Raw genomic sequence first — 18,728 nt, 5'->3', positions numbered from 1 at the left:
AAGAGGCGCAATCAAATGATCACCGCAAGTAGGGCAGTCGACGCTGTGGCACCAGGTGAAGAGGAAGCAGTGGACATCAAGCCACTCTACCTCGAGGCACTTACGCTCGTCGAGCGACTGCATAGACGTCTTTTGGACGTTATCAAGGATGAGTTCGATCGCATGGGTCGTTCCGATGTCAACAGTGTGCAGGCTTTGCTGCTGTTCAACATTGGCGATGCTGAATTGACAGCTGGTGAACTGCGGACACGCGGTTACTACCTGGGATCAAACGTTTCCTATAACCTGAAGAAACTGGTTGAAACCGGCTATATTCATCACCAGCGTTCTCGCATGGACCGTCGGTCCGTCCGTGTAAGCCTCACGGACAAGGGCCAGGAAGTGGCAAAGATCGTCAATGATCTTTATGAGCGCCACATTCTGTCTGTCGAACAGGTTGGTGAGATCGGGCCGCAGGATTTTGTTGCTCTGAACAAGTCTCTGCGCCGTCTAGAGCGGTTCTGGACTGACCAGATTCTCTACCGTCTGTAAGTTTTCGCGGTACATTCAGATGACAAGGCACCGCCCTCGGGGCGGTGCCTTTCTTTTTGGGCAGATTTTCAAGGGTATTTGCCGCTGCGCGGAGCTCCGAAACCACAAACGCTGCACGCTTTGTCGACCTCACGCAGAATTGCGCTGCCGAATTGTTGATTTCAGCTCAAAAAGCTGATGTCTTCGCCTCAGATAGACCTAGCGGCAAGAAGCTGACATCTTGTGGTCACATTGGAATGGCTTTGTGCGGTATTCCAAACGAAAAGATGGTTAAAAAATCAAGCGATTTGTTAACTCCCTTCCGCTAGGAATTGGTATAGCTGGCTCGGTTTAATTATGGCAAACCGGCCTGAAACACGAAAACATCCGCGCATCGTCGCAGCAACATGGGGTCGGCAATGAACCTTTTATCCGGACCGTTCGGGATAAAGCTTCACGTCAATAAGACGACTGGGAAATCGCTAATGGGCCTTTGCGCGCTCGGTTTGGCGGTACCGTTTGTGTTGGGCGGACCGGCTCCAGCGCAAGGCGGTCAGACCGTTGAATGGGCAGACAATTTCGACATTGCGACCGAAAACATTACGGAAGTGAAGTCGTCGGCACCGACGCTGTCACCCAACACGGCTGACTACAATGCGATTGCGATCAACCGCTATCAGCAAATTGTCCAGGCTGGCGGCTGGGGCACGGTGAGCGGGGGTAGCAAAACCCTTCGCATCGGCTCCCGCGACCCACGTGTCGTGGAATTGCGCCGCCGTCTGATCGCATCAGGTGATCTTGAGCAGCAAGCGGGCCTCAGCGATACATTCGATTCTTATGTCGACGCCGGATTGCGCCGTTTTCAGCTGCGTCATGGCCTGATTCCGGATGGCGTCATGGGCGCAGATACCGTTGCCGCCCTGAACGTTCCGGCACATGTCCGCCTGCGCCAGCTTGAGACCAACATGATCCGCCTGCGGTCCATGTCCGGCTTCAAGGGCGATCGGTACGTGATGGTGAATATCCCGGCAGCCGAGATCGAGGCCGTCGAAAATGGCCGGGTCCGGTCCCGCCATACCGCTGTTGTGGGAAAGATCGATCGTCAGACGCCAATCCTGAACAGCAAGATCTATGAGTTGAACTTCAACCCATACTGGACGGTGCCAAAGTCGATTATCCGCAAGGATCTGATCCCGAAGATGAAAGAGGATCCGCAGTATCTTTCAAAGAACAACATCCGGATCTTTGACTGGAGTAACAACGAACTCAGCTGGCAGCAGATCGACTGGAATACCGACGAAGCGACACAGTACCGCTTCACGCAGGATCCGGGCGCAGAAAACTCGCTTGGCAACGTGCGCATCAACTTCCACAACAAGCACCAGGTTTATCTGCACGATACACCTTCCAAGACGCTGTTCGGTGAAGCCAACCGCTTCCACTCTTCCGGCTGCGTCAGGGTTCAGAACGTGCGTGAGCTGGTAACATGGATGCTGCAGTCATCAAACGCGGATTGGAGCCGGAACAAGGTGGACTCCGTTATTCGTACAGGTGAGCGTGAAGACGTGAAGCTGAAGAAGTCCATTCCGCTTTATCTGACATATGTGACAGCCTGGTCCAATGCCGACGGTGTCGTGCATTTCCGTGAAGACATCTACGACCGGGACGACATTCATGGAACCGGGTCGCAGGCCCGTCTCTGAAGCTGTTTCTCCAGGTTTATGGCAATGTTCATTAGAAACGCCGGCCTTGATCAGGCCGGCGTTTCGTGTCTTCTGGTCCTTGTTGAGCAAGGAGCAGGGCAATGAGTCGCGATCCGCGGCCGGGCGAGATCTATCTGGAATTCAGGCCGGTCGGGAAACAGGTCAAGGTAACCGCCATTGATGCGGCGACCGGTATCGAGGTGTCGACCTTTGGTCCGGCGTCTGTGGCGCAGGAAGACCTGAAGCGGATTGTGGTGCGCAAGCTGCAGCGTCGCATTGAACAAGAAGCCGCGGCCAAAACTATTCGACCAGATCCGACACTGTATTGATAACGGCAGAACCGTCGTCGCGTGATCTTACGCGACTTGATTGATTTACTTGCGGAACATTTTTGATTTTGCGGAACATTGGTGTCGTTTTCCAAGTGGGTCGCGTCGCTATGACCCTTGGTTCTTGCCGAACGCTGTGTTAATCCCTCGCGTCAAGCTGGCACGGTTGCGATGAAGGTCTGCAAAGGACCGTACCGCTGGTGCCTTCTGCTCCTCGCACAGAATACAAGGATGATGCGATGTCTTTGATGGAAAGCTCTGGTCAATCCCTGCAGTCCGGTTTCTTCACCAGCGGTCTATCAGAGGCTGATCCGGACATTTTCGGCACGATCGAAAAAGAAATGGGTCGTCAGCAGCATGAAATCGAATTGATTGCATCGGAAAACATCGTTTCTCGTGCGGTGCTGGAAGCTCAGGGCTCGATCTTTACCAACAAATATGCGGAAGGTTACCCGGGCAAGCGGTACTACGGCGGGTGTGAATTTGCCGATATTGCCGAAACGCTGGCTATCGAGCGCGCCAAGGAGTTGTTCGGCTGTAACTTTGCCAACGTGCAGCCGAATTCAGGTAGCCAGATGAACCAGGCTGTTTTCCTGGCGCTTCTGCAGCCGGGCGACACATTCATGGGTCTTGATCTGAATTCTGGCGGTCACCTCACACATGGATCTCCAGTCAACATGTCCGGCAAGTGGTTCAATGTCGTTTCCTATGGAGTTCGTCAGGACGATCATCTGCTCGACATGGATGAAGTCGAACGTCTTGCGCATGAGCACAAGCCGAAACTTATCCTGGCTGGCGGCACCGCCTATTCTCGGATCTGGGATTGGAAAAAGTTTCGCGAGATTGCCGACAGCGTCGGTGCCTACCTGATGGTGGACATGGCCCACATTGCCGGTCTCGTGGCCGGTGGCGTCCATCCGTCACCGGTTCCTCATGCTCACGTCGTGACCTCAACTACGCACAAATCCCTGCGTGGCCCGCGTGGCGGGCTTATTCTCAGCAATGACGAAGCGATCGCAAAGAAGATCAATTCCGCCGTGTTCCCCGGACTTCAGGGTGGCCCGCTGATGCATGTGATCGCCGCCAAGGCTGTGGCCTTCAAGGAAGCATTGCAGCCCGAATTCAAAGCCTATGCGCGCGCGGTTGCGGAAAATGCCAAGGCATTGTCCGAGGCCCTGAAAGAACAGGGGCTCGATATCGTATCCGGTGGGACCGACAACCACCTGATGCTTGTCGACCTTCGTCCGAAAAACGCGACCGGCAAAGTTGCCGAAAAGGCGCTCGGACGGGCCAACATTACCTGCAACAAGAACGGGATTCCGTTCGATCCGGAAAAACCTTTTGTTACGTCCGGTATCCGTCTTGGAACACCGGCAGCAACGACGCGCGGCTTCGGCGTGGCTGAATTCCGCGAAGTTGGTCTCTTGATCACGGAAGTGTTGGACGGTTTGAAGGCCGCAAACAGTGAAGAGGGCAACGCGGCAGTTGAAGCAGCCGTCAAAGCCAAGGTAGAAGCACTGACGGCCCGCTTCCCGATTTACGGGGGCTGACAATCGCGGGCTCGGTCAGGAGCTACAAGAAATGAGATGTCCTTTTTGCGGCGGCGACGAAACCCAGGTCAAGGATTCCCGCCCGACCGAGGACAATACCGCTATACGCCGCCGCAGGATCTGCAACACCTGCGGCGGCCGTTTCACCACATTCGAAAGGGTGCAGCTGCGCGAACTGATGGTGCTGAAACGCTCCAATCGCAGGGTGCCTTTCGATCGGGAAAAGCTCATGCGGTCGGTTCAGATCGCCGTTCGAAAACGGCCTGTTGATCCGGACAAGATTGAACGCATGGTCAGTGGCATTGTTCGCCAGCTGGAAAGTTCGGGCGAAAGCGAAATTACCGCGGAAACAATTGGCAACCACGTCATGGAAGGCCTCAAGGGCATAGACGATGTCGCCTATGTGCGTTTTGCTTCTGTCTACAAGAATTTCCGCGAAGCCAAGGATTTCGAGGCCCTTTTGGACGAACTCAGTGATTCCGATGGGCAGCCTGTAAAAAATACATAATTCCTTCGTATCCGGTTTTTCATGTCAGTAGTATCCGATCTCGATTCGCGCTTCATGGCTGCCGCAGGACGTCTTGCCAGGCGGGGCCTCGGACGTGTGTGGCCCAACCCCTCGGTGGCAGCTCTGATTGTCAGGCAAGGGGAAGAATGTCATCGCCTTGTTGGCCGAGGCGTCACTTCCCGGCCGGGAATGGCCCATGCGGAAGTCAATGCTCTGGCCGAAGCCGGTGACAAGGCTCAAGGTGCGACTTGTTATGTGACGCTCGAACCTTGTTCCCACTACGGGCGCACACCACCTTGCGCGCTTGCATTGATTGAGGCTGGTATTGGCCGTGTCGTAATCGGGATGCTCGACCCCAATCCACGTGTTGCCGGGCGGGGTGCCAAAATGCTCGAAGATGCCGGGATTCCCGTGACGATTGGAGTGCACAAATCCGAGATGGAGGATCTCTATCACGGGTTCACTCTGCGTCAGCTCAAGCAACGGCCGCACGTATTTCTGAAATTGGCGGCATCGCAAGACGGGTTCATTGGCCGTTCAGGCGAGGGGCAGGTCAAGATTTCCGGCCCCTTGTCCATGCGCAAGGTGCACGGTTTCAGAGCTGAACACGATGCAATCCTGGTCGGGTCTGGTACAGCGCTTGCTGACGATCCATTGTTGAATTGCCGACTGCCGGGACTGGCGGCAAGGTCTCCTGTCCGCGTTATCATTGATCGCTGTGCGCGCCTCCCGCTGGAATCCAAGCTTGTAAGAACCTGCGTTGACGTTCCCGTCTGGCTGATTTGTGGCAACGATGCTGATGCCGACAAAATCGAGGTTCTGGCAGCTGCGGGAGTTAACGTGATCCGGGTCCCGGCAAGCGACTGCAGCATCAAGCCGGCCGTGATTTTGAGCGCTTTGGCCACTCGCGGCATCACCAGTGTCATGGTGGAAGGCGGGGCAAGAATGGCGTCGTCATTTCTTGCGGACGATCTTGTCGACGATCTGTGCGTGGTGACGGGAAATCTCGTGATTGGTGAAAATGGAATACCGGCCCTGCATGATCTTGATCTTGAGAATGTGCTGACAGACCCCAAGTTTCAGCGGGTCGAGGCCGGTTCCTATGGCGACGACACATTCATTTATCTCAGACGGCGTGGAGCCTGACATGTTTACCGGCATTGTGACCGACCTTGGCGAAATTCTCTCAGTTGAAGATGTTCCAGCCGGCAAGCAGACACGGATACGGACCACATACGACACGCACACGTTTGACATTGGAGCGTCGATATCCTGTTCGGGTGTCTGTCATACGGTGACAGCAAAACAAAACTCTTCAGACGGCAATTGGTTTGAAGTTGTTTCGGCAGCAGAAACTCTTGCGCTTACGAATGTGTCAGCGTGGACCGCTGGCCAGAAGATCAACCTTGAGCGATCGCTGACCCTTGGCGCAGAACTCGGCGGTCATCTGGTGCTGGGTCATGTTGACGGACTTGCAACCGTCACAAAGCGGGAAAATCACCCCGAAAGCGTCTATTTTCAGTTTGAGGCGTCTGGGGAGACCGCGCCATTCATTGCCAAGAAAGGGTCGGTTGCACTTGATGGAACTTCGTTGACTGTCAATGAGGTTGATGGGCTACTGTTTTCAGTATTTCTCATTCCGCATACGCTCGAAGTGACCACTTGGTCCGAACGCCAGGTCGGCGACAAGATCAATCTGGAAGTTGATATGATGGCGCGCTATGCAGCGCGTCTTGCGGAATTCTCCAAGACCGGGTAGGGGACGGACCTAATACCTTCTTAAAAGAACTGTTCTTCCCTGATTGCGAGTGCCCGGCGGCGCAGATTTCGCCAGGTTTTTGCGATCATGCTCGAATGAGACTGGACAAACCGGGGCAGACATGGTTCCTGTCGCGGCCTTATAAAGGATTGTACGACCCATGAGCGCTGCAAAGAAACTTCTGATCATCGAAGCCCGCTTCTACGACGATCTTGCCGATGCGCTCGCCGAGGGTGCCATAAAGACGATTGAGGCGGCTGGTGCCACCTATGACAGGGTCGCGGTTCCAGGTGTCCTGGAAATTCCGGCAGCTCTGTCCATGGCCATGACTGCAATGGAGAACGACGGTGTTCTTTATGACGGTTTCGTGCTTCTTGGCGTGGTGATCCGAGGGGAAACCACACATTATGACATCGTCGCCAATGAATCGAACCGAGTGATAATGGATCTGATCGTCGATGCTGATCTTGCAGTCGGAAACGGGATTTTGACCGTTGAAAACAACGATCAGGCGTGGGCGCGTGCAAAAGTAGACGACAAGAACAAAGGCGGAGCTGCAGCTCAGGCGGCCTTGGACATGATCGCCCTGCGTGAACGCCTCGGAGTATAACGAATGACCGGAAAGGCTGACCCGGAAAACCCGGCTGCCAAAACTGTGCGCCCTGCGAACAAGCGGGGCGTTGCCCGGCTGGCTGCCGTCCAGGCTCTGTACCAGATGGAGGTGGGCGGGGCCCCTCTGACCAGTGTGATCAGCGAGTTCACAGCTTTTCGACTGGGCAAGGAAATTGACGGGGCGCAATACCGTGATGCCGACGAACAATGGTTCAAGCAAATCGTTGCCGGTGTCGTTGAAGACCAGAAGTTCCTCGATCCTTTCATTCATACAGCGCTCACTGAAGACTGGCCGCTGAAACGCATCGACAGCCTTTTACGTGCAATATTGAGATCCGGTTCTTATGAGCTTCTGCGCCGGAAGGATGTGCCGCCGAAGGTGATCATTTCTGAATATATCGACGTAGCCAAAGCCTTTTTCGAGGACGATGAACCGGGTCTCGTCAATGGCGTTCTTGACCGTCTGGCGCATGAGCTGCGAGATGCTGAGTTCGGCGACAAAAAGGCTGATGGTGCCATCTGACGATGAATGCGGATCGGCCTGGCGAGTTTGATCTCATCAGGGAGTTTTTCGCTCCGCTGGCAAAAGATCCGGGAAGTCTGGGCTTGACCGACGACGCGGCCGTGCTGACACCGCGCGCAGGTTCTGATCTTGTGCTCACCAAAGACATGCTTGCCGCAGATGTTCATTTTTTCTCCGAAGATCCGCCGGAAGCAATCGCTGCAAAGGCATTGAGGGTCAATCTCTCTGATCTGGCCGCGAAAGGGGCAAAACCCCGCGGCTACTTGATGGGTCTTGCTTTGCCGTCCGACTGGTCGCCCGACTGGCTGGAACGTTTTTGCAGTGGGCTCGCAGACGACCAGAAGGCTTATGACTTCAAACTCTTAGGGGGCGACACGATCCGCTCTTCCGGTGGATTGCTGGTCTCCATTACCGCACTGGGTGAGGTGCCTTCCGGAAAGGCTGTTCGCCGCACGGGTGCGCGTCCGGGTGACCTACTTTTCGTAACCGGCACGATCGGCGATGCGGCGGCAGGACTTCAGGTGCGGCTGGATCCGGCGTTTGGACAAGAACGCGTATTATCGGCTGCTGATAGTCAATATCTGTGCGATCGATATTTGTTGCCGAGGCCGAGAACAGCCCTGACTCCCGTTCTGCTTGAATACGCAAATGCAGCCATGGATGTTTCCGATGGCCTGATTGCCGATTGCGGTCATCTGGGACGAGCGTCCGACGTCGACATTGTGCTCGATTTGGACAAGGTGCCGGTATCGCGGGCGATTGAGAGGATAAAAGCAAACTCGCAAGATGATTTCCTGCGCTGCGTTGACGGGGGCGACGACTACGAAATCCTCGCATGTGTTTCTGAAGAAAATGCCGGGCAGTTTTCAAATCAGGCCGCTGCGGCGAACTGTCCGGTGACATTGATCGGTCGTGCCGGTCCGGGAACAGGAATTGTTACGGTGACAAAAAAGGGAAGTCCACTTCACCTGGATGAACCGGGCGGTTTCCGCCATTTTTGATCCGGTCATCATCTGATCCTGGAAATGTGATCCTGCATATGGCTTTGTGTTCGGCCGCGCTCATGTTACCGGTTGATTCCTGCCTTTCTTGACTATCTGAAACCAGAGACTTGAGCCATGACCGCCGCTCTGACGGAAGCCTTTGTTGATGACCGATTGGCCAAGCGCAACGCTTTGTTGCTTGCTCTTGCACAAGCTGTCGGAGGTGCATCGGCTTCGATCGTGATCGCCACAGGCCCGCTTGTCGGGTACATGATGCTGGACGAAGACAAGTCCCTGGCAACCTTGCCCGTATCGACCATGGTTCTCGGCACAGCGTTCGGTACCATCCCTGCCGGCATGATCATGCGACGTTACGGGCGCCGTGCGGGTTTTGCAGGCGCTTCTCTTCTTGGTGTCCTTGCAGGCCTGCTGGCCTCATTTGCAGTGTTCAGAGACAGTTTCCTGCTGTTTTCCCTGGCCTGCTGTCTGGGGGGCTTTACCGGTGCATTTGTCCAGCAGTACAGGTTCGCGGCCGCAGATACGGCAAGCAATGCATTCAAACCCAAAGCAATATCCTGGGTGTTGGCAGGCGGTGTCCTGGCCGGAATTGTCGGGCCTCAAACTGTCATCGCCACCAAGGACCTTTTCTCACCAATTCTTTTTGCCGGGACCTACCTTGCACAGGCAGGCCTCGCGCTTGTTGCCTTTGTCCTGGTTCTATTCATCAAGATCCCAAAACCGCCCCGGATCAGTCATGCCCAGGCGGGCGGTCGTCCCCTTCTTGAGATCATGGCGCAGCGCCGCTTCATAGTCGCTGCTGCTTGCGGGATTTGTTCTTATGCTCTGATGAGCCTCGTGATGACGGCAACGCCCCTTGCCATGATTGCCTGCGGCCTGACGGAGACCGACGCGGCGCTAGGTATCCAGTGGCACGTGTTGGCGATGTTCGGTCCGAGTTTCTTCACCGGCAGTCTGATCGCGCGCTACGGCAAGGAAAGGGTCGTTTCCATTGGCCTTGCGCTTCTTGCCGGGTGTTCGGTCGTAGCGTTGATGGGTATTGAACTGACGCACTTCTGGACCGCTCTCGTCCTTTTGGGACTGGGCTGGAACTTCGGTTTCATTGGCGCAACAGCAATGCTCACCGAAGCCTATCGGCCCGAAGAACGCAATATGGTGCAGGCCGCAAACGACTTTCTGGTTTTCGGATTCGTAGCTGCGGCGTCGTTTTCTTCCGGTGCACTGCTCAACGCCTTCGGCTGGGGCACCGTCAATATTCTGGTCTTTCCATTTGTGGCACTTTGTCTCGGTTTGCTGGGTTGGCTCGTCTGGGCTGAAAGAAAAGAAGTTACAACCGCTTAAAGTCGTTGCGAAAATTCATTTCGTCATTGCAGCATAAATACCGCACTGCACCAAACAATACCGCAACGGAAGTACCGAATTAAACAATGTGAGAGCTTGACGAAGCGCTCCGCTTTGCTGCTATCGTGTCGATGCTTCACGCTGCGGAAATGGCGTGAATTGCGGTACGGCGAAAAAACAACAAGAAAATCATGCCGCCACAGTCTTGGGAGGAAGTATGATCGAGCTTGTCGTCATCATTTTTTGTGGTCTCTTGTCCATCGCCTATGGCGCTTGGGCCATTCAGTCCGTTATGGCGGCGGACGCGGGAAATGCCCGTATGCAGGAGATCGCGGAAGCGATCCAGGAAGGAGCCAGCGCATATCTCAACAGGCAATACACTACGATCGCGATCGTTGGTGCGGTTGTTTTTGTACTTGTTTGGATACTGCTTTCCGGACCTGCGGCAATCGGGTTTGCCATTGGCGCCATCCTCTCCGGCGCAGCTGGTTACATCGGCATGATGGTTTCCGTGCGGGCGAATGTCCGCACTGCTCAAGCAGCAAGCCAAAGCCTAGGGGCAGGGTTGGAAATTGCGTTCAAGGCCGGTGCCGTCACCGGCCTTTTGGTTGCCGGCCTCGCGCTGCTGGGTGTTGCCGTCTACTTTACAATTCTGACAGGCCCGATGGGCTATGCAGAGTCAGACAGAACCGTGATCGATGCTCTGGTGGCCCTTGGCTTCGGTGCCTCTCTTATCTCGATATTTGCGCGTCTCGGCGGCGGTATCTTCACCAAGGGTGCTGACGTTGGCGGTGACCTCGTTGGTAAGGTAGAAGCCGGAATCCCAGAGGACGATCCCCGCAACCCTGCGACCATTGCGGACAACGTCGGCGACAATGTCGGTGACTGTGCCGGCATGGCTGCTGACCTGTTCGAAACCTATGCGGTTACCGTTGTCGCCACCATGGTTCTGGCGTCGATCTTCTTCACTGGCGCCCAGGCAGTTGAGTTGATGCTGTTGCCGCTCCTTATTGGCGCCAGCTGTGTGGTCACCTCCATCATCGGCACGTTCTTCGTCAAGCTTGGCGAAAACAACTCGATCATGGGGGCCCTCTACAAGGGCTTCATTGCAACTTCGGTCCTGTCGGCAGTCGCACTTGCGGTGATCATTTTTGGCTGGCTTGGTGGCAGCACCGAATACACGACCTCAGGCGGAACAACCTTCTCCGGCTTTGATCTGTTCGTGTGCGGCGTTGTGGGGCTGATTGTTACCGGCCTGATCATCTGGGTGACCGAGTATTATACGGGCACTGAGTATCGCCCGGTGAAATCCATCGCCCAAGCTTCGGTTACAGGTCACGGCACCAATGTCATTCAGGGGCTAGCGGTTTCGCTCGAGGCAACAGCCCTTCCGGCAATCATCATTATTGCCGGTATTTTGGTGACCTTCTCCTTTGCCGGATTGTTCGGCATCGCAATCGCGGTGACGACGATGCTTGCTCTGGCAGGCATGGTTGTTGCCCTTGATGCCTTTGGTCCGGTGACTGACAATGCCGGTGGTATTGCTGAAATGGCTGACCTGCCTGCTGAAGTCCGCACAACGACGGATGCGCTCGACGCTGTCGGCAACACCACAAAGGCAGTCACCAAGGGCTACGCAATCGGTTCTGCCGGTCTCGGTGCCCTGGTGTTGTTTGCCGCCTACACGGAAGATTTGAAATTCTTCTCTGCCAATGCGCAAGAAGGATCGATCTTCTACGGCATTGATGTCAGCACGCTGTTCACGCTCTCCAACCCTTATGTCGTCGCCGGCCTTCTGTTCGGTGGACTGCTGCCATATCTCTTCGGTGGCATTTCGATGACGGCTGTGGGCCGGGCTGCCGGGGCAGTTGTGGAAGAGGTCCGCCGTCAGTTCAAGGAAAAGCCGGGCATCATGCAGGGTACGGAGCGGCCGGACTATGGCCGGGCGGTGGATATGCTCACGAAGGCAGCCATTCGGGAAATGATCATTCCCTCGCTGCTTCCCGTGCTGTCACCGATCGTGGTCTTCTTCGTGGTGCGTGCGGTGGCAACCCCGGCGGATGCGTTCGCAGCCCTCGGAGCCATGCTGCTTGGTGTGATTGTCACTGGACTGTTCGTGGCGATATCGATGACCGCCGGTGGCGGTGCATGGGACAACGCGAAGAAGTCGTTTGAAGACGGTTTCACCGACAAGGACGGCGTGACCCACGAAAAGGGCAGTGACGCGCACAAGGCATCGGTAACCGGCGATACAGTTGGTGATCCTTACAAGGACACTGCCGGCCCGGCGGTGAACCCGATGATCAAAATCACCAACATCATGGCACTGTTGCTGTTGGCGATCCTCGCGCATTGAGGAGAGCGAAATGAAAAGAGAAAACCCCGGCCTGTCAGGCCGGGGTTTTTGTTTGAGCCACTGAAATAGGTCAGAGACTGAAGTTCGGGTTTGTCGCGCCGCGCAGGATCTGGGTCAGGAAGCCATAGTCGGCACCGCCTGTCCGTGTCTTGCGGGTCACGATATCGACGATCTTGCCGTCTTCGAGGGAGTAGTTGCCCATGTCCTTGACGAAACCGTCCTCATCGAAATAGACCGCCACGACGCGCTGTTCGACGATATCAGGGGCCATGAAGGCCGTGGTCGCGGTCTTCTGGGAAATGTAGTAGTAGGCATCGCCCGCAAGGCTCGACGTTGTGGAGGGTGAGCCGAGGACCAGTTCAACCTGTTCACGGCTGGAGCCGACCTGCACCTGACTCATCATGTCGCTTGTGATGACATGACCATGCGTGTAGGTGGTCGTGAAACATCCGCCGAGAGGCAGTGTTACAAGAAGCGGAAGGATCAGGGCGCCTGCCTTGAAGTTCATTTAAGAAGTCCCATCTTGCCAGATCTGCTGGCTTCCTTGAATTTCGTTGCTTGGCAAATTCACTATCGTGGGATAGGGCACAAGGCAACACTTGGTTTTATGGAGACGTCATGCTTTTTGGGCTGTTCCGCCGCCGTTCCCGCGATGCCGAGCACAAGGTTTATTGTGAAATCGTGGCTCAAGCGCGGCAACCGGTCTTTTATTCAGGGTTACTTGTCCCCGATACTGTGGATGGCCGATTTGACATGATCGTTGCTCATGCGGTGCTGTATTTCCGCCGTATGCGGGCCGAGGGCGCTGATGTGGCGGAATTTGCGCAAAACGTCTTTGATCTGTTTTTTCAGGATATGGATGCGTCTCTGAGAGAGATGGGCGTAAGCGACACACGCGTTCCCAAAAAAGTGAAAGTGATGGGCGAGGCTTTCTATGGCCGGGCGGATGCTTATATCTCCGCCATCGATAGTGGCAATGTTGCCGAACTTGCTGACGCTATCGGGCGCAATATTTTCACAGAAGATGCGCAGCCGGTCGCTCAAAAGAGACTTGCTGCCTATATTCTGGAGGCTGCGAGGCTGTTAAACGAACAGTCTGCGCAGGATCTTATGCGCACCGATGTTCGCTGGCCAGATCCAAATGCCTTCAAGACCTTGCCAGTCTGAACTCCTGTTTCGAAAAGAAACACAACATCGGCGAACGCAAAAATTAGAAGAAGAACAATGGCACAGAACAGTTTTCCCTATTCCTTCAAGGTGAATGCAAGCAAGGTGGTCGACAAGGAACAGTCGGTGGTCGTGAAGCCGGATCAGGCTGAGTTGGCCGCCATTGCCAAAACCTATGAACTGGATGGGATCGAAACACTCAAGGCAGATTTCACTCTCAAGCCCTACAGAAAAGCCGGATTGCGGGTAGTCGGGCCTATATCGGCAACTGTGACACAAACCTGTGTGGTAACGCTTGAACCCTTCCAAAGCAGTCTCAAGCTGGACGTGGACCGTACGTTCGAGCCACACTCGACCCGGGCACGCAAGGCTCGAGATCTGAATGACGACGGCGAAATCGAAATTGATTTGGAATCGCTCGATCCACCCGACGTGATCGAGGATGGTGTGCTTGATCTGGGTGGGGTCATCTGCGAGGAGCTTGCCTTGTCACTGGATCCCTTTCCGCGTCGTCCAGGCGTAGAGTTTGAAACCGGGGAGGAGGAGGCCCCAGACGCCGGTGAACAGGCGGAGGAAAAGCCCTCGCCATTCGCCGCCCTTCAGGCACTGAAGGACAACCCGGCCGACAAATGATCGTGCCGTAACCCACACCGGTCGGTGTGGACCCTTCGGCTGCGTGAGCGGGTTTTCAACGTCAGTTCGGTGCACGTTCATTAAAACGGTTGTCACTCTTGCCAAAACCGTTATGTTCGCGCCCGTTCTTGGCACTCCTGTCTGGGCCTCTGTCGTGGTGGCAGGACTATGGGGGGCGCCATCCGGTGCTGTTCTTGGTAGCGAAACGTCAAAAGACATTCTAGATGGCGAAAACTATACCGATTTCCCTGGACGCCATGGGCGGCGATAACGGGGCCGAGGTTGTCATTCCCGGCGCCGAGATCGCGCTTGTCCGGCATCCTGATATTCATTTCATCCTGTATGGCAATGAAAAGGTCATCGGTCCGCTCCTCGAAGAGTATCCGCGCGTTCGCGACGCTTCGACTTTTCATCATTGCGACGTTTCCATCGCCATGGACACAAAGCCGAGCCAGGCGCTGCGCCAAGGCCGCTGGAGGTCTTCCATGTGGCGGTCGATCGAGGCTGTCAAACAGGGCGAAGCCTCAGTTGCCGTGTCTGCCGGCAATACCGGTGCATTGATGGCAATGTCCAAATTTTGCCTGCGTACGATGGCAAACATCGAGCGGCCCGCAATTGCGGCGATATGGCCGACGACACGCGGTGAGTCCGTTGTGCTGGATGTGGGGGCCACGATTGGCGCTGATGCTCAACAGCTCATTGATTTCGCCATTTTGGGCGGTGCGATGGCGCGTGCCCTGTTCGGGGTGCAACGCCCCAGCGTTGGCCTTCTCAATATAGGTGTTGAAGAGGTGAAGGGGCTCGAAGAGGTCCGCACCGCTGGACGTCTGTTGCGGGAAACGCCTCTGCGCTCGCTCGAATACGCTGGCTTCGTGGAAGGTGATGACCTCGGTAAAGGGACCGTGGATGTCGTCGTGACCGAAGGCTTTGCCGGCAACATCGCATTGAAGACAGCAGAAGGTACGGCCAAACAGATCGGCAGTTACTTGCGTTCGGCTATGAATCGGACCTTTATGTCCAAAATTGGTTATCTCTTCGCCAAAGGCGCCTTTGACCTGCTGCGCGAGAAAATGGATCCGCGCAAGGTCAATGGCGGTGTGTTCCTGGGATTGAACGGCATTGTGATCAAAAGCCATGGCGGCACGGATGCCGAGGGCTATGCCTCGGCGATCGATCTGGCCTATGACATGGTTAAAAATGAACTGACTCACAAGATCGCTCAGGATCTTGTGCACTACCATCGGGGTCGCTTCGCTGAAGACGGGCCCACATCGGAAGGTGATTTGTGAGCGTTATCCGTTCGACCGTGACCGGCTGTGGCAGTTTCCTGCCGGAAAAGATCCTGACCAACGACGACCTTTCAAAGATGGTCGATACCTCAGACGAATGGATCGTACAGCGTACCGGCATCAAACAACGGCACGTAGCGGCCGAAGGGCAGGTGACGTCCGACCTTGCACTCGGTGCTGCAAAAAGAGCCCTTGAGCATGCAGGTCTTGATGCACAGGACATCGACACGATCATTCTTGCCACGGCAACGCCCGACAACACGTTTCCTGCAACGGCGGTGACCGTTCAAAGCGGTCTTGGCATTTACCACGGTGCTGCCTTTGATATTCATGCCGTCTGTTCGGGGTTTGTCTATGCCCTTACGACAGCTGATGCCTATATCCGATCTGGATTGGCAAAGCGGTGTCTTGTGATCGGTGCGGAAACTTTTTCCAGGATACTTGATTGGACCGATCGCACCACCTGCGTGCTTTTTGGCGACGGAGCAGGTGCTGTCGTGGTCGAAGCTGAAGAGTGCGCCGGAACCAATGCAGACCGTGGAATTCTCACGTCGCATCTGCGCTCGGATGGGCGTCACAAGGAAAAGCTGTTTGTCGATGGAGGTCCTTCGGCAACGCAAACGGTTGGACACTTGCGCATGGAAGGCCGCGAAGTCTTCAAACATGCGGTTGGCATGATCACCGATGTGATTGAGGACGCTTACAAGGCGACAGGATTGTCCTCTGATGATCTGGATTGGTTCATACCGCACCAGGCCAACAAACGCATCATTGATGCCAGTGCGAAGAAATTGAATATCGCGCCTGAGAAAGTGGTGACAACGGTACAGCTGCACGGCAACACGTCTGCCGCATCCATACCTTTGGCCTTGGATACGGCCGTTCGGGACGGACGTGTCAAAAAGAACGATCTTTTGATGTTGGAGGCGATGGGCGGCGGTTTTACCTGGGGTTCGGTCCTGCTGCGCTGGTAGTCGGTCTTCATTCAAAAAACGACAAATGCGATCTTGTTAAGGAGTTCCGGTTGACCGGCTCGCCTTGAGGCCGTACCGTATGGCCTTGCATCGAAGTTCTCTTGCAAAATCAGCCAGATCACTGGCGTCCTTGAGGAGGGGTTATGGGCAACCGGACTATTACCCGCGCGGATTTGTGCGAAGCCGTTTATCAAAAAGTCGGGCTTTCGCGCACCGAATCTTCTGAATTGGTCGAACGTGTACTTTCTGAAATTTCTGACTGTCTTGTGACGGGAGAATCGGTAAAATTATCAAGCTTCGGGTCATTTGTGGTCCGCTCCAAAGGGGAGCGTATAGGACGCAATCCGAAGACTGGCGAGGAAGTACCGATTTCACCGCGCCGAGTGATGGTGTTTAAACCGTCCAATGTATTGAAGCAGCGGATCAATGATGCGCTAACAGGACAGGCCAGTAAATAACCAAAAAAGACCGGATGAGCTCGCAGGATAAAAGCCCAGACGCTTTTCGTACCATTAGCGAAGTCGCAGAAGACCTTGATTTGCCGCAGCATGTGCTGCGCTTTTGGGAGACCCGATTCTCGCAGATCAAGCCGCTAAAACGAGGTGGTGGGCGCCGCTATTACCGGCCTGACGATGTGGAGCTCTTAAAAGGCATCCGGCATCTGCTCTATGGCGAGGGGTACACCATCAAAGGTGTCCAGCGCATTTTGAAGGAGCAGGGACCGCGTTTCGTCATGCAGGCCTGGCAGGAAGACATCGCGCAGATCCATATGGAACCGGAGGCTGTTGAACCTGTCTCTGCAGCGCCAGAGGCGTCTTCGTCACCGGCGCCTGTGTACACTGACAATGGGTATGGACCTCAGGAGAAGTTGCCGAGCGGTCTGTTGCCGGATGATGCCCCCGAAACGGATAGGGGTTCACAATCCGGCGGTCTGAACATTCTGGGTCGACTGCGAGGCGAAAAGCCTGCTGCAAGTGCCCCGGCCGGCAAAGCTTCCGTCACCAAAGAGGACATCAGGCGCCTGCAGGCAACGCTCTTTGAACTGCTGGAATGCAAGCGCACGCTCGATCAGGCGCGATAAGTCTTAGCGTTCCGCATAGGTCTAAGACTTCTGAAACTTGCCCAGAAATTTTTGCAAAAAACTTGTTTTTTGGAACCTTTCCGGCTCACCGGCAACTTGAGCTTGGCGGGCAAATTCTCTGAGTTCACTCATTGACGGGCGCGATGAAGGAGGCACCCTCTTACGAGGGGTTCCGGTTAGGCCGGTCTCGCGAACATCGTCACGCCATGCAGTCTCGTCAGAGGATTGCACGGCAGTTTTGTCGTGGTGTTTTTGTTCCGGCTCGGACGCACCCGCACTATCTGGGTTTTGCGGAGAAGATTTTTTGACTTCATACAGGCGCTGTAAGATCGCAGCGTCTACCGGATCGTCAGGATCCAGGTCGCTGACGTCGACATCGCTGATTTTTGACGACTGGATTTCGCCGCTTTCATCGTATTGATTCTGGATCGTTGGACGATCACCGCCTGAGATGCCAAGTTCGGCACTGGATTGCACACATAGGACAATGCGGTCCGGGAAATCTTCGTCTGTTTTTTCGTAAGTGATTCTGATCTTTTCATCAGCGGTCATGCCAAAGACGTCGCCATCGGGGAAGACTTCTTCGCGCTGATAGCAAAATCCAACGAATGCGAGAAGGTTGGAGACCATGTATTCCGGCGGCAGGGTGCACGGATCGAATTGCACCTGATAGCCGATCAGATATTCAGAACCCGCTGCTGCGACCCCGATAGCCCTTTTGTCTGACACGGACTGAATCGGAGAATAGAAATGAGAGCGGATGAATAAAGTGGTCGGATTGTCATCGGTTGCGAAATTGCAGAAGGTCTTTACCGGTAACAAATAGCTGTTTGGTCCCCAAAACACACCCTTGCACGGCGTTTTCAAGCCTATCTGAGCTGCGAGCATTTTGGTCAGGTCCATGGCGAACCTGGTCTTTTTGCTGTCGCAGAAAGCCTCGAAATCAGGCCCCATCACTTTGGCAATGTTTTCGGGCAGGTCGACGCCGCCCATACCAAACTTGCGTACGGAAATGCTCGTGACGGCGTGGCATTGCTCAATGACCTCGGGAGCGTCTGGAAAGACGTTTTGGGTCATCAGATCACTTGTTGAACCGGTAAGGTGGGTCTTCTGGGTAAGCGGCAAACTTTGCGTGACCATGATTTGCATGTCACCGAACAACATGTAGATGTCCGCCTCCGTGCTGGTCACCATAAGCCGGCAAGCAACCGGGTCGAGCCCAAAATGCCCGATCGTCTTCCTAATGAGCGTTTGAACCGCGTCGCTGTCGAGCGGTGCATAGGTTTCATAAAGCAGCTGACAATCGACACTGCGCAACGGATGGGTTTTCAAGGCCGCCCCCAATTGAATTGCTACGGGGTTAGGTCTAATGACAAACGGTAAACGCGGCCT

The 18,728-nt window shown here is 55.1% G+C and carries 20 protein-coding genes; 18 read left to right on the top strand and 2 right to left on the bottom strand.

Annotation, left to right across the window (positions count from 1 at the left end; all coding sequences use genetic code 11):
• The first annotated feature begins 15 nt into the window (after nucleotides 1–15).
• The 12 genes from Q0835_RS01805 (at nucleotide 16) to Q0835_RS01750 (ending at nucleotide 12,192) form a co-directional block, all read left to right on the top strand.
• Nucleotides 16–531: a winged helix DNA-binding protein gene (locus tag Q0835_RS01805; RefSeq protein ID WP_298814927.1), complete on the top strand. Its 516-nt coding sequence runs from the start codon at nucleotides 16–18 to the stop codon at nucleotides 529–531.
• A gap of 398 nt (nucleotides 532–929) precedes the next feature.
• Nucleotides 930–2,213, top strand: a complete 1,284-nt coding sequence (locus tag Q0835_RS01800; protein WP_298814923.1) for a L,D-transpeptidase family protein — start codon at nucleotides 930–932, stop codon at nucleotides 2,211–2,213.
• Nucleotides 2,214–2,314: 101 nt separating this feature from the next.
• Complete coding sequence (locus Q0835_RS01795) at nucleotides 2,315–2,542, top strand: serine hydroxymethyltransferase (RefSeq protein ID WP_298958052.1); 228 nt, start codon at nucleotides 2,315–2,317, stop codon at nucleotides 2,540–2,542.
• Between the two features lie 239 nt (nucleotides 2,543–2,781).
• Nucleotides 2,782–4,092: a serine hydroxymethyltransferase gene (glyA, locus tag Q0835_RS01790; protein ID WP_298958051.1), complete on the top strand. Its 1,311-nt coding sequence runs from the start codon at nucleotides 2,782–2,784 to the stop codon at nucleotides 4,090–4,092.
• Nucleotides 4,093–4,123: 31 nt separating this feature from the next.
• Nucleotides 4,124–4,600, top strand: coding sequence for a transcriptional regulator NrdR (gene nrdR, locus Q0835_RS01785; RefSeq protein WP_298814916.1), 477 nt, complete (start codon nucleotides 4,124–4,126; stop codon nucleotides 4,598–4,600).
• A 21-nt stretch (nucleotides 4,601–4,621) separates the two neighbouring features.
• Nucleotides 4,622–5,746, top strand: coding sequence for a bifunctional diaminohydroxyphosphoribosylaminopyrimidine deaminase/5-amino-6-(5-phosphoribosylamino)uracil reductase RibD (gene ribD / locus Q0835_RS01780; protein ID WP_298958050.1), 1,125 nt, complete (start codon nucleotides 4,622–4,624; stop codon nucleotides 5,744–5,746).
• 1 nt (nucleotide 5,747) lies between these two features.
• Entirely contained in the window at nucleotides 5,748–6,359 is a 612-nt protein-coding gene (locus tag Q0835_RS01775) for a riboflavin synthase (RefSeq protein WP_298814910.1), read from the top strand.
• 160 nt (nucleotides 6,360–6,519) lie between these two features.
• Nucleotides 6,520–6,969 (top strand): 6,7-dimethyl-8-ribityllumazine synthase, encoded by a 450-nt coding sequence (ribH, locus tag Q0835_RS01770; RefSeq protein ID WP_298958049.1) that lies wholly within the window; start codon nucleotides 6,520–6,522, stop codon nucleotides 6,967–6,969.
• 3 nt (nucleotides 6,970–6,972) lie between these two features.
• Complete coding sequence (gene nusB / locus Q0835_RS01765; RefSeq protein WP_298958048.1) at nucleotides 6,973–7,494, top strand: transcription antitermination factor NusB; 522 nt, start codon at nucleotides 6,973–6,975, stop codon at nucleotides 7,492–7,494.
• 2 nt (nucleotides 7,495–7,496) lie between these two features.
• Nucleotides 7,497–8,495 carry a thiamine-phosphate kinase gene (thiL, locus tag Q0835_RS01760; RefSeq protein WP_298958047.1) on the top strand — a complete coding sequence of 333 codons (999 nt, stop codon included), beginning with the start codon at nucleotides 7,497–7,499 and terminating at the stop codon, nucleotides 8,493–8,495.
• 117 nt (nucleotides 8,496–8,612) lie between these two features.
• Nucleotides 8,613–9,836 (top strand): MFS transporter, encoded by a 1,224-nt coding sequence (locus Q0835_RS01755; RefSeq protein ID WP_298958046.1) that lies wholly within the window; start codon nucleotides 8,613–8,615, stop codon nucleotides 9,834–9,836.
• A gap of 217 nt (nucleotides 9,837–10,053) precedes the next feature.
• The gene (locus tag Q0835_RS01750; protein ID WP_298814894.1) at nucleotides 10,054–12,192 is read left to right on the top strand and encodes a sodium-translocating pyrophosphatase; all 2,139 of its coding nucleotides are present in this window, start codon (nucleotides 10,054–10,056) and stop codon (nucleotides 12,190–12,192) included.
• Nucleotides 12,193–12,262: 70 nt separating this feature from the next.
• On the opposite strand, the gene bamE is transcribed toward Q0835_RS01750, so the two are convergent.
• A complete protein-coding gene (gene bamE, locus Q0835_RS01745; RefSeq protein WP_265681224.1) occupies nucleotides 12,263–12,700 on the bottom strand; it encodes an outer membrane protein assembly factor BamE in 438 nt (145 codons plus the stop codon).
• Between the two features lie 110 nt (nucleotides 12,701–12,810).
• On the opposite strand from bamE, the gene Q0835_RS01740 reads away from it, so the two are divergent.
• The 6 genes from Q0835_RS01740 (at nucleotide 12,811) to Q0835_RS01715 (ending at nucleotide 17,336) form a co-directional block, all read left to right on the top strand.
• Complete coding sequence (locus Q0835_RS01740) at nucleotides 12,811–13,359, top strand: ubiquinol-cytochrome C chaperone family protein (protein ID WP_298958045.1); 549 nt, start codon at nucleotides 12,811–12,813, stop codon at nucleotides 13,357–13,359.
• Nucleotides 13,360–13,416: 57 nt separating this feature from the next.
• A complete protein-coding gene (locus Q0835_RS01735) occupies nucleotides 13,417–13,992 on the top strand; it encodes a YceD family protein (RefSeq protein WP_298958044.1) in 576 nt (191 codons plus the stop codon).
• Nucleotides 13,993–14,216: 224 nt separating this feature from the next.
• Nucleotides 14,217–15,281 (top strand): phosphate acyltransferase PlsX, encoded by a 1,065-nt coding sequence (plsX, locus tag Q0835_RS01730; RefSeq protein ID WP_298814873.1) that lies wholly within the window; start codon nucleotides 14,217–14,219, stop codon nucleotides 15,279–15,281.
• Complete coding sequence (locus Q0835_RS01725) at nucleotides 15,278–16,255, top strand: beta-ketoacyl-ACP synthase III (protein WP_298958043.1); 978 nt, start codon at nucleotides 15,278–15,280, stop codon at nucleotides 16,253–16,255. The genes plsX and Q0835_RS01725 overlap by 4 nt, the downstream gene beginning before the upstream one ends.
• Before the next feature lie 143 nt (nucleotides 16,256–16,398).
• On the top strand, nucleotides 16,399–16,713 hold the full coding sequence (locus tag Q0835_RS01720) for an integration host factor subunit alpha (protein ID WP_023003819.1): 315 nt from the start codon (nucleotides 16,399–16,401) through the stop codon (nucleotides 16,711–16,713).
• Between the two features lie 14 nt (nucleotides 16,714–16,727).
• Nucleotides 16,728–17,336 carry a MerR family transcriptional regulator gene (locus Q0835_RS01715; RefSeq protein WP_298958042.1) on the top strand — a complete coding sequence of 203 codons (609 nt, stop codon included), beginning with the start codon at nucleotides 16,728–16,730 and terminating at the stop codon, nucleotides 17,334–17,336.
• A 21-nt stretch (nucleotides 17,337–17,357) separates the two neighbouring features.
• Here Q0835_RS01715 and Q0835_RS01710 read toward each other — a convergent pair whose 3' ends face one another.
• Nucleotides 17,358–18,668 (bottom strand): hypothetical protein, encoded by a 1,311-nt coding sequence (locus Q0835_RS01710; RefSeq protein WP_298958041.1) that lies wholly within the window; start codon nucleotides 18,666–18,668, stop codon nucleotides 17,358–17,360.
• Between the last annotated feature and the right edge of the window lie 60 nt (nucleotides 18,669–18,728).

This window comes from uncultured Roseibium sp., from assembly GCF_947499295.1.
GTDB lineage: Bacteria > Pseudomonadota > Alphaproteobacteria > Rhizobiales > Stappiaceae > Roseibium.
Note: the sequence above shows the minus strand (reverse complement) of the source record. Positions and strands in the feature narration are given on the sequence as shown.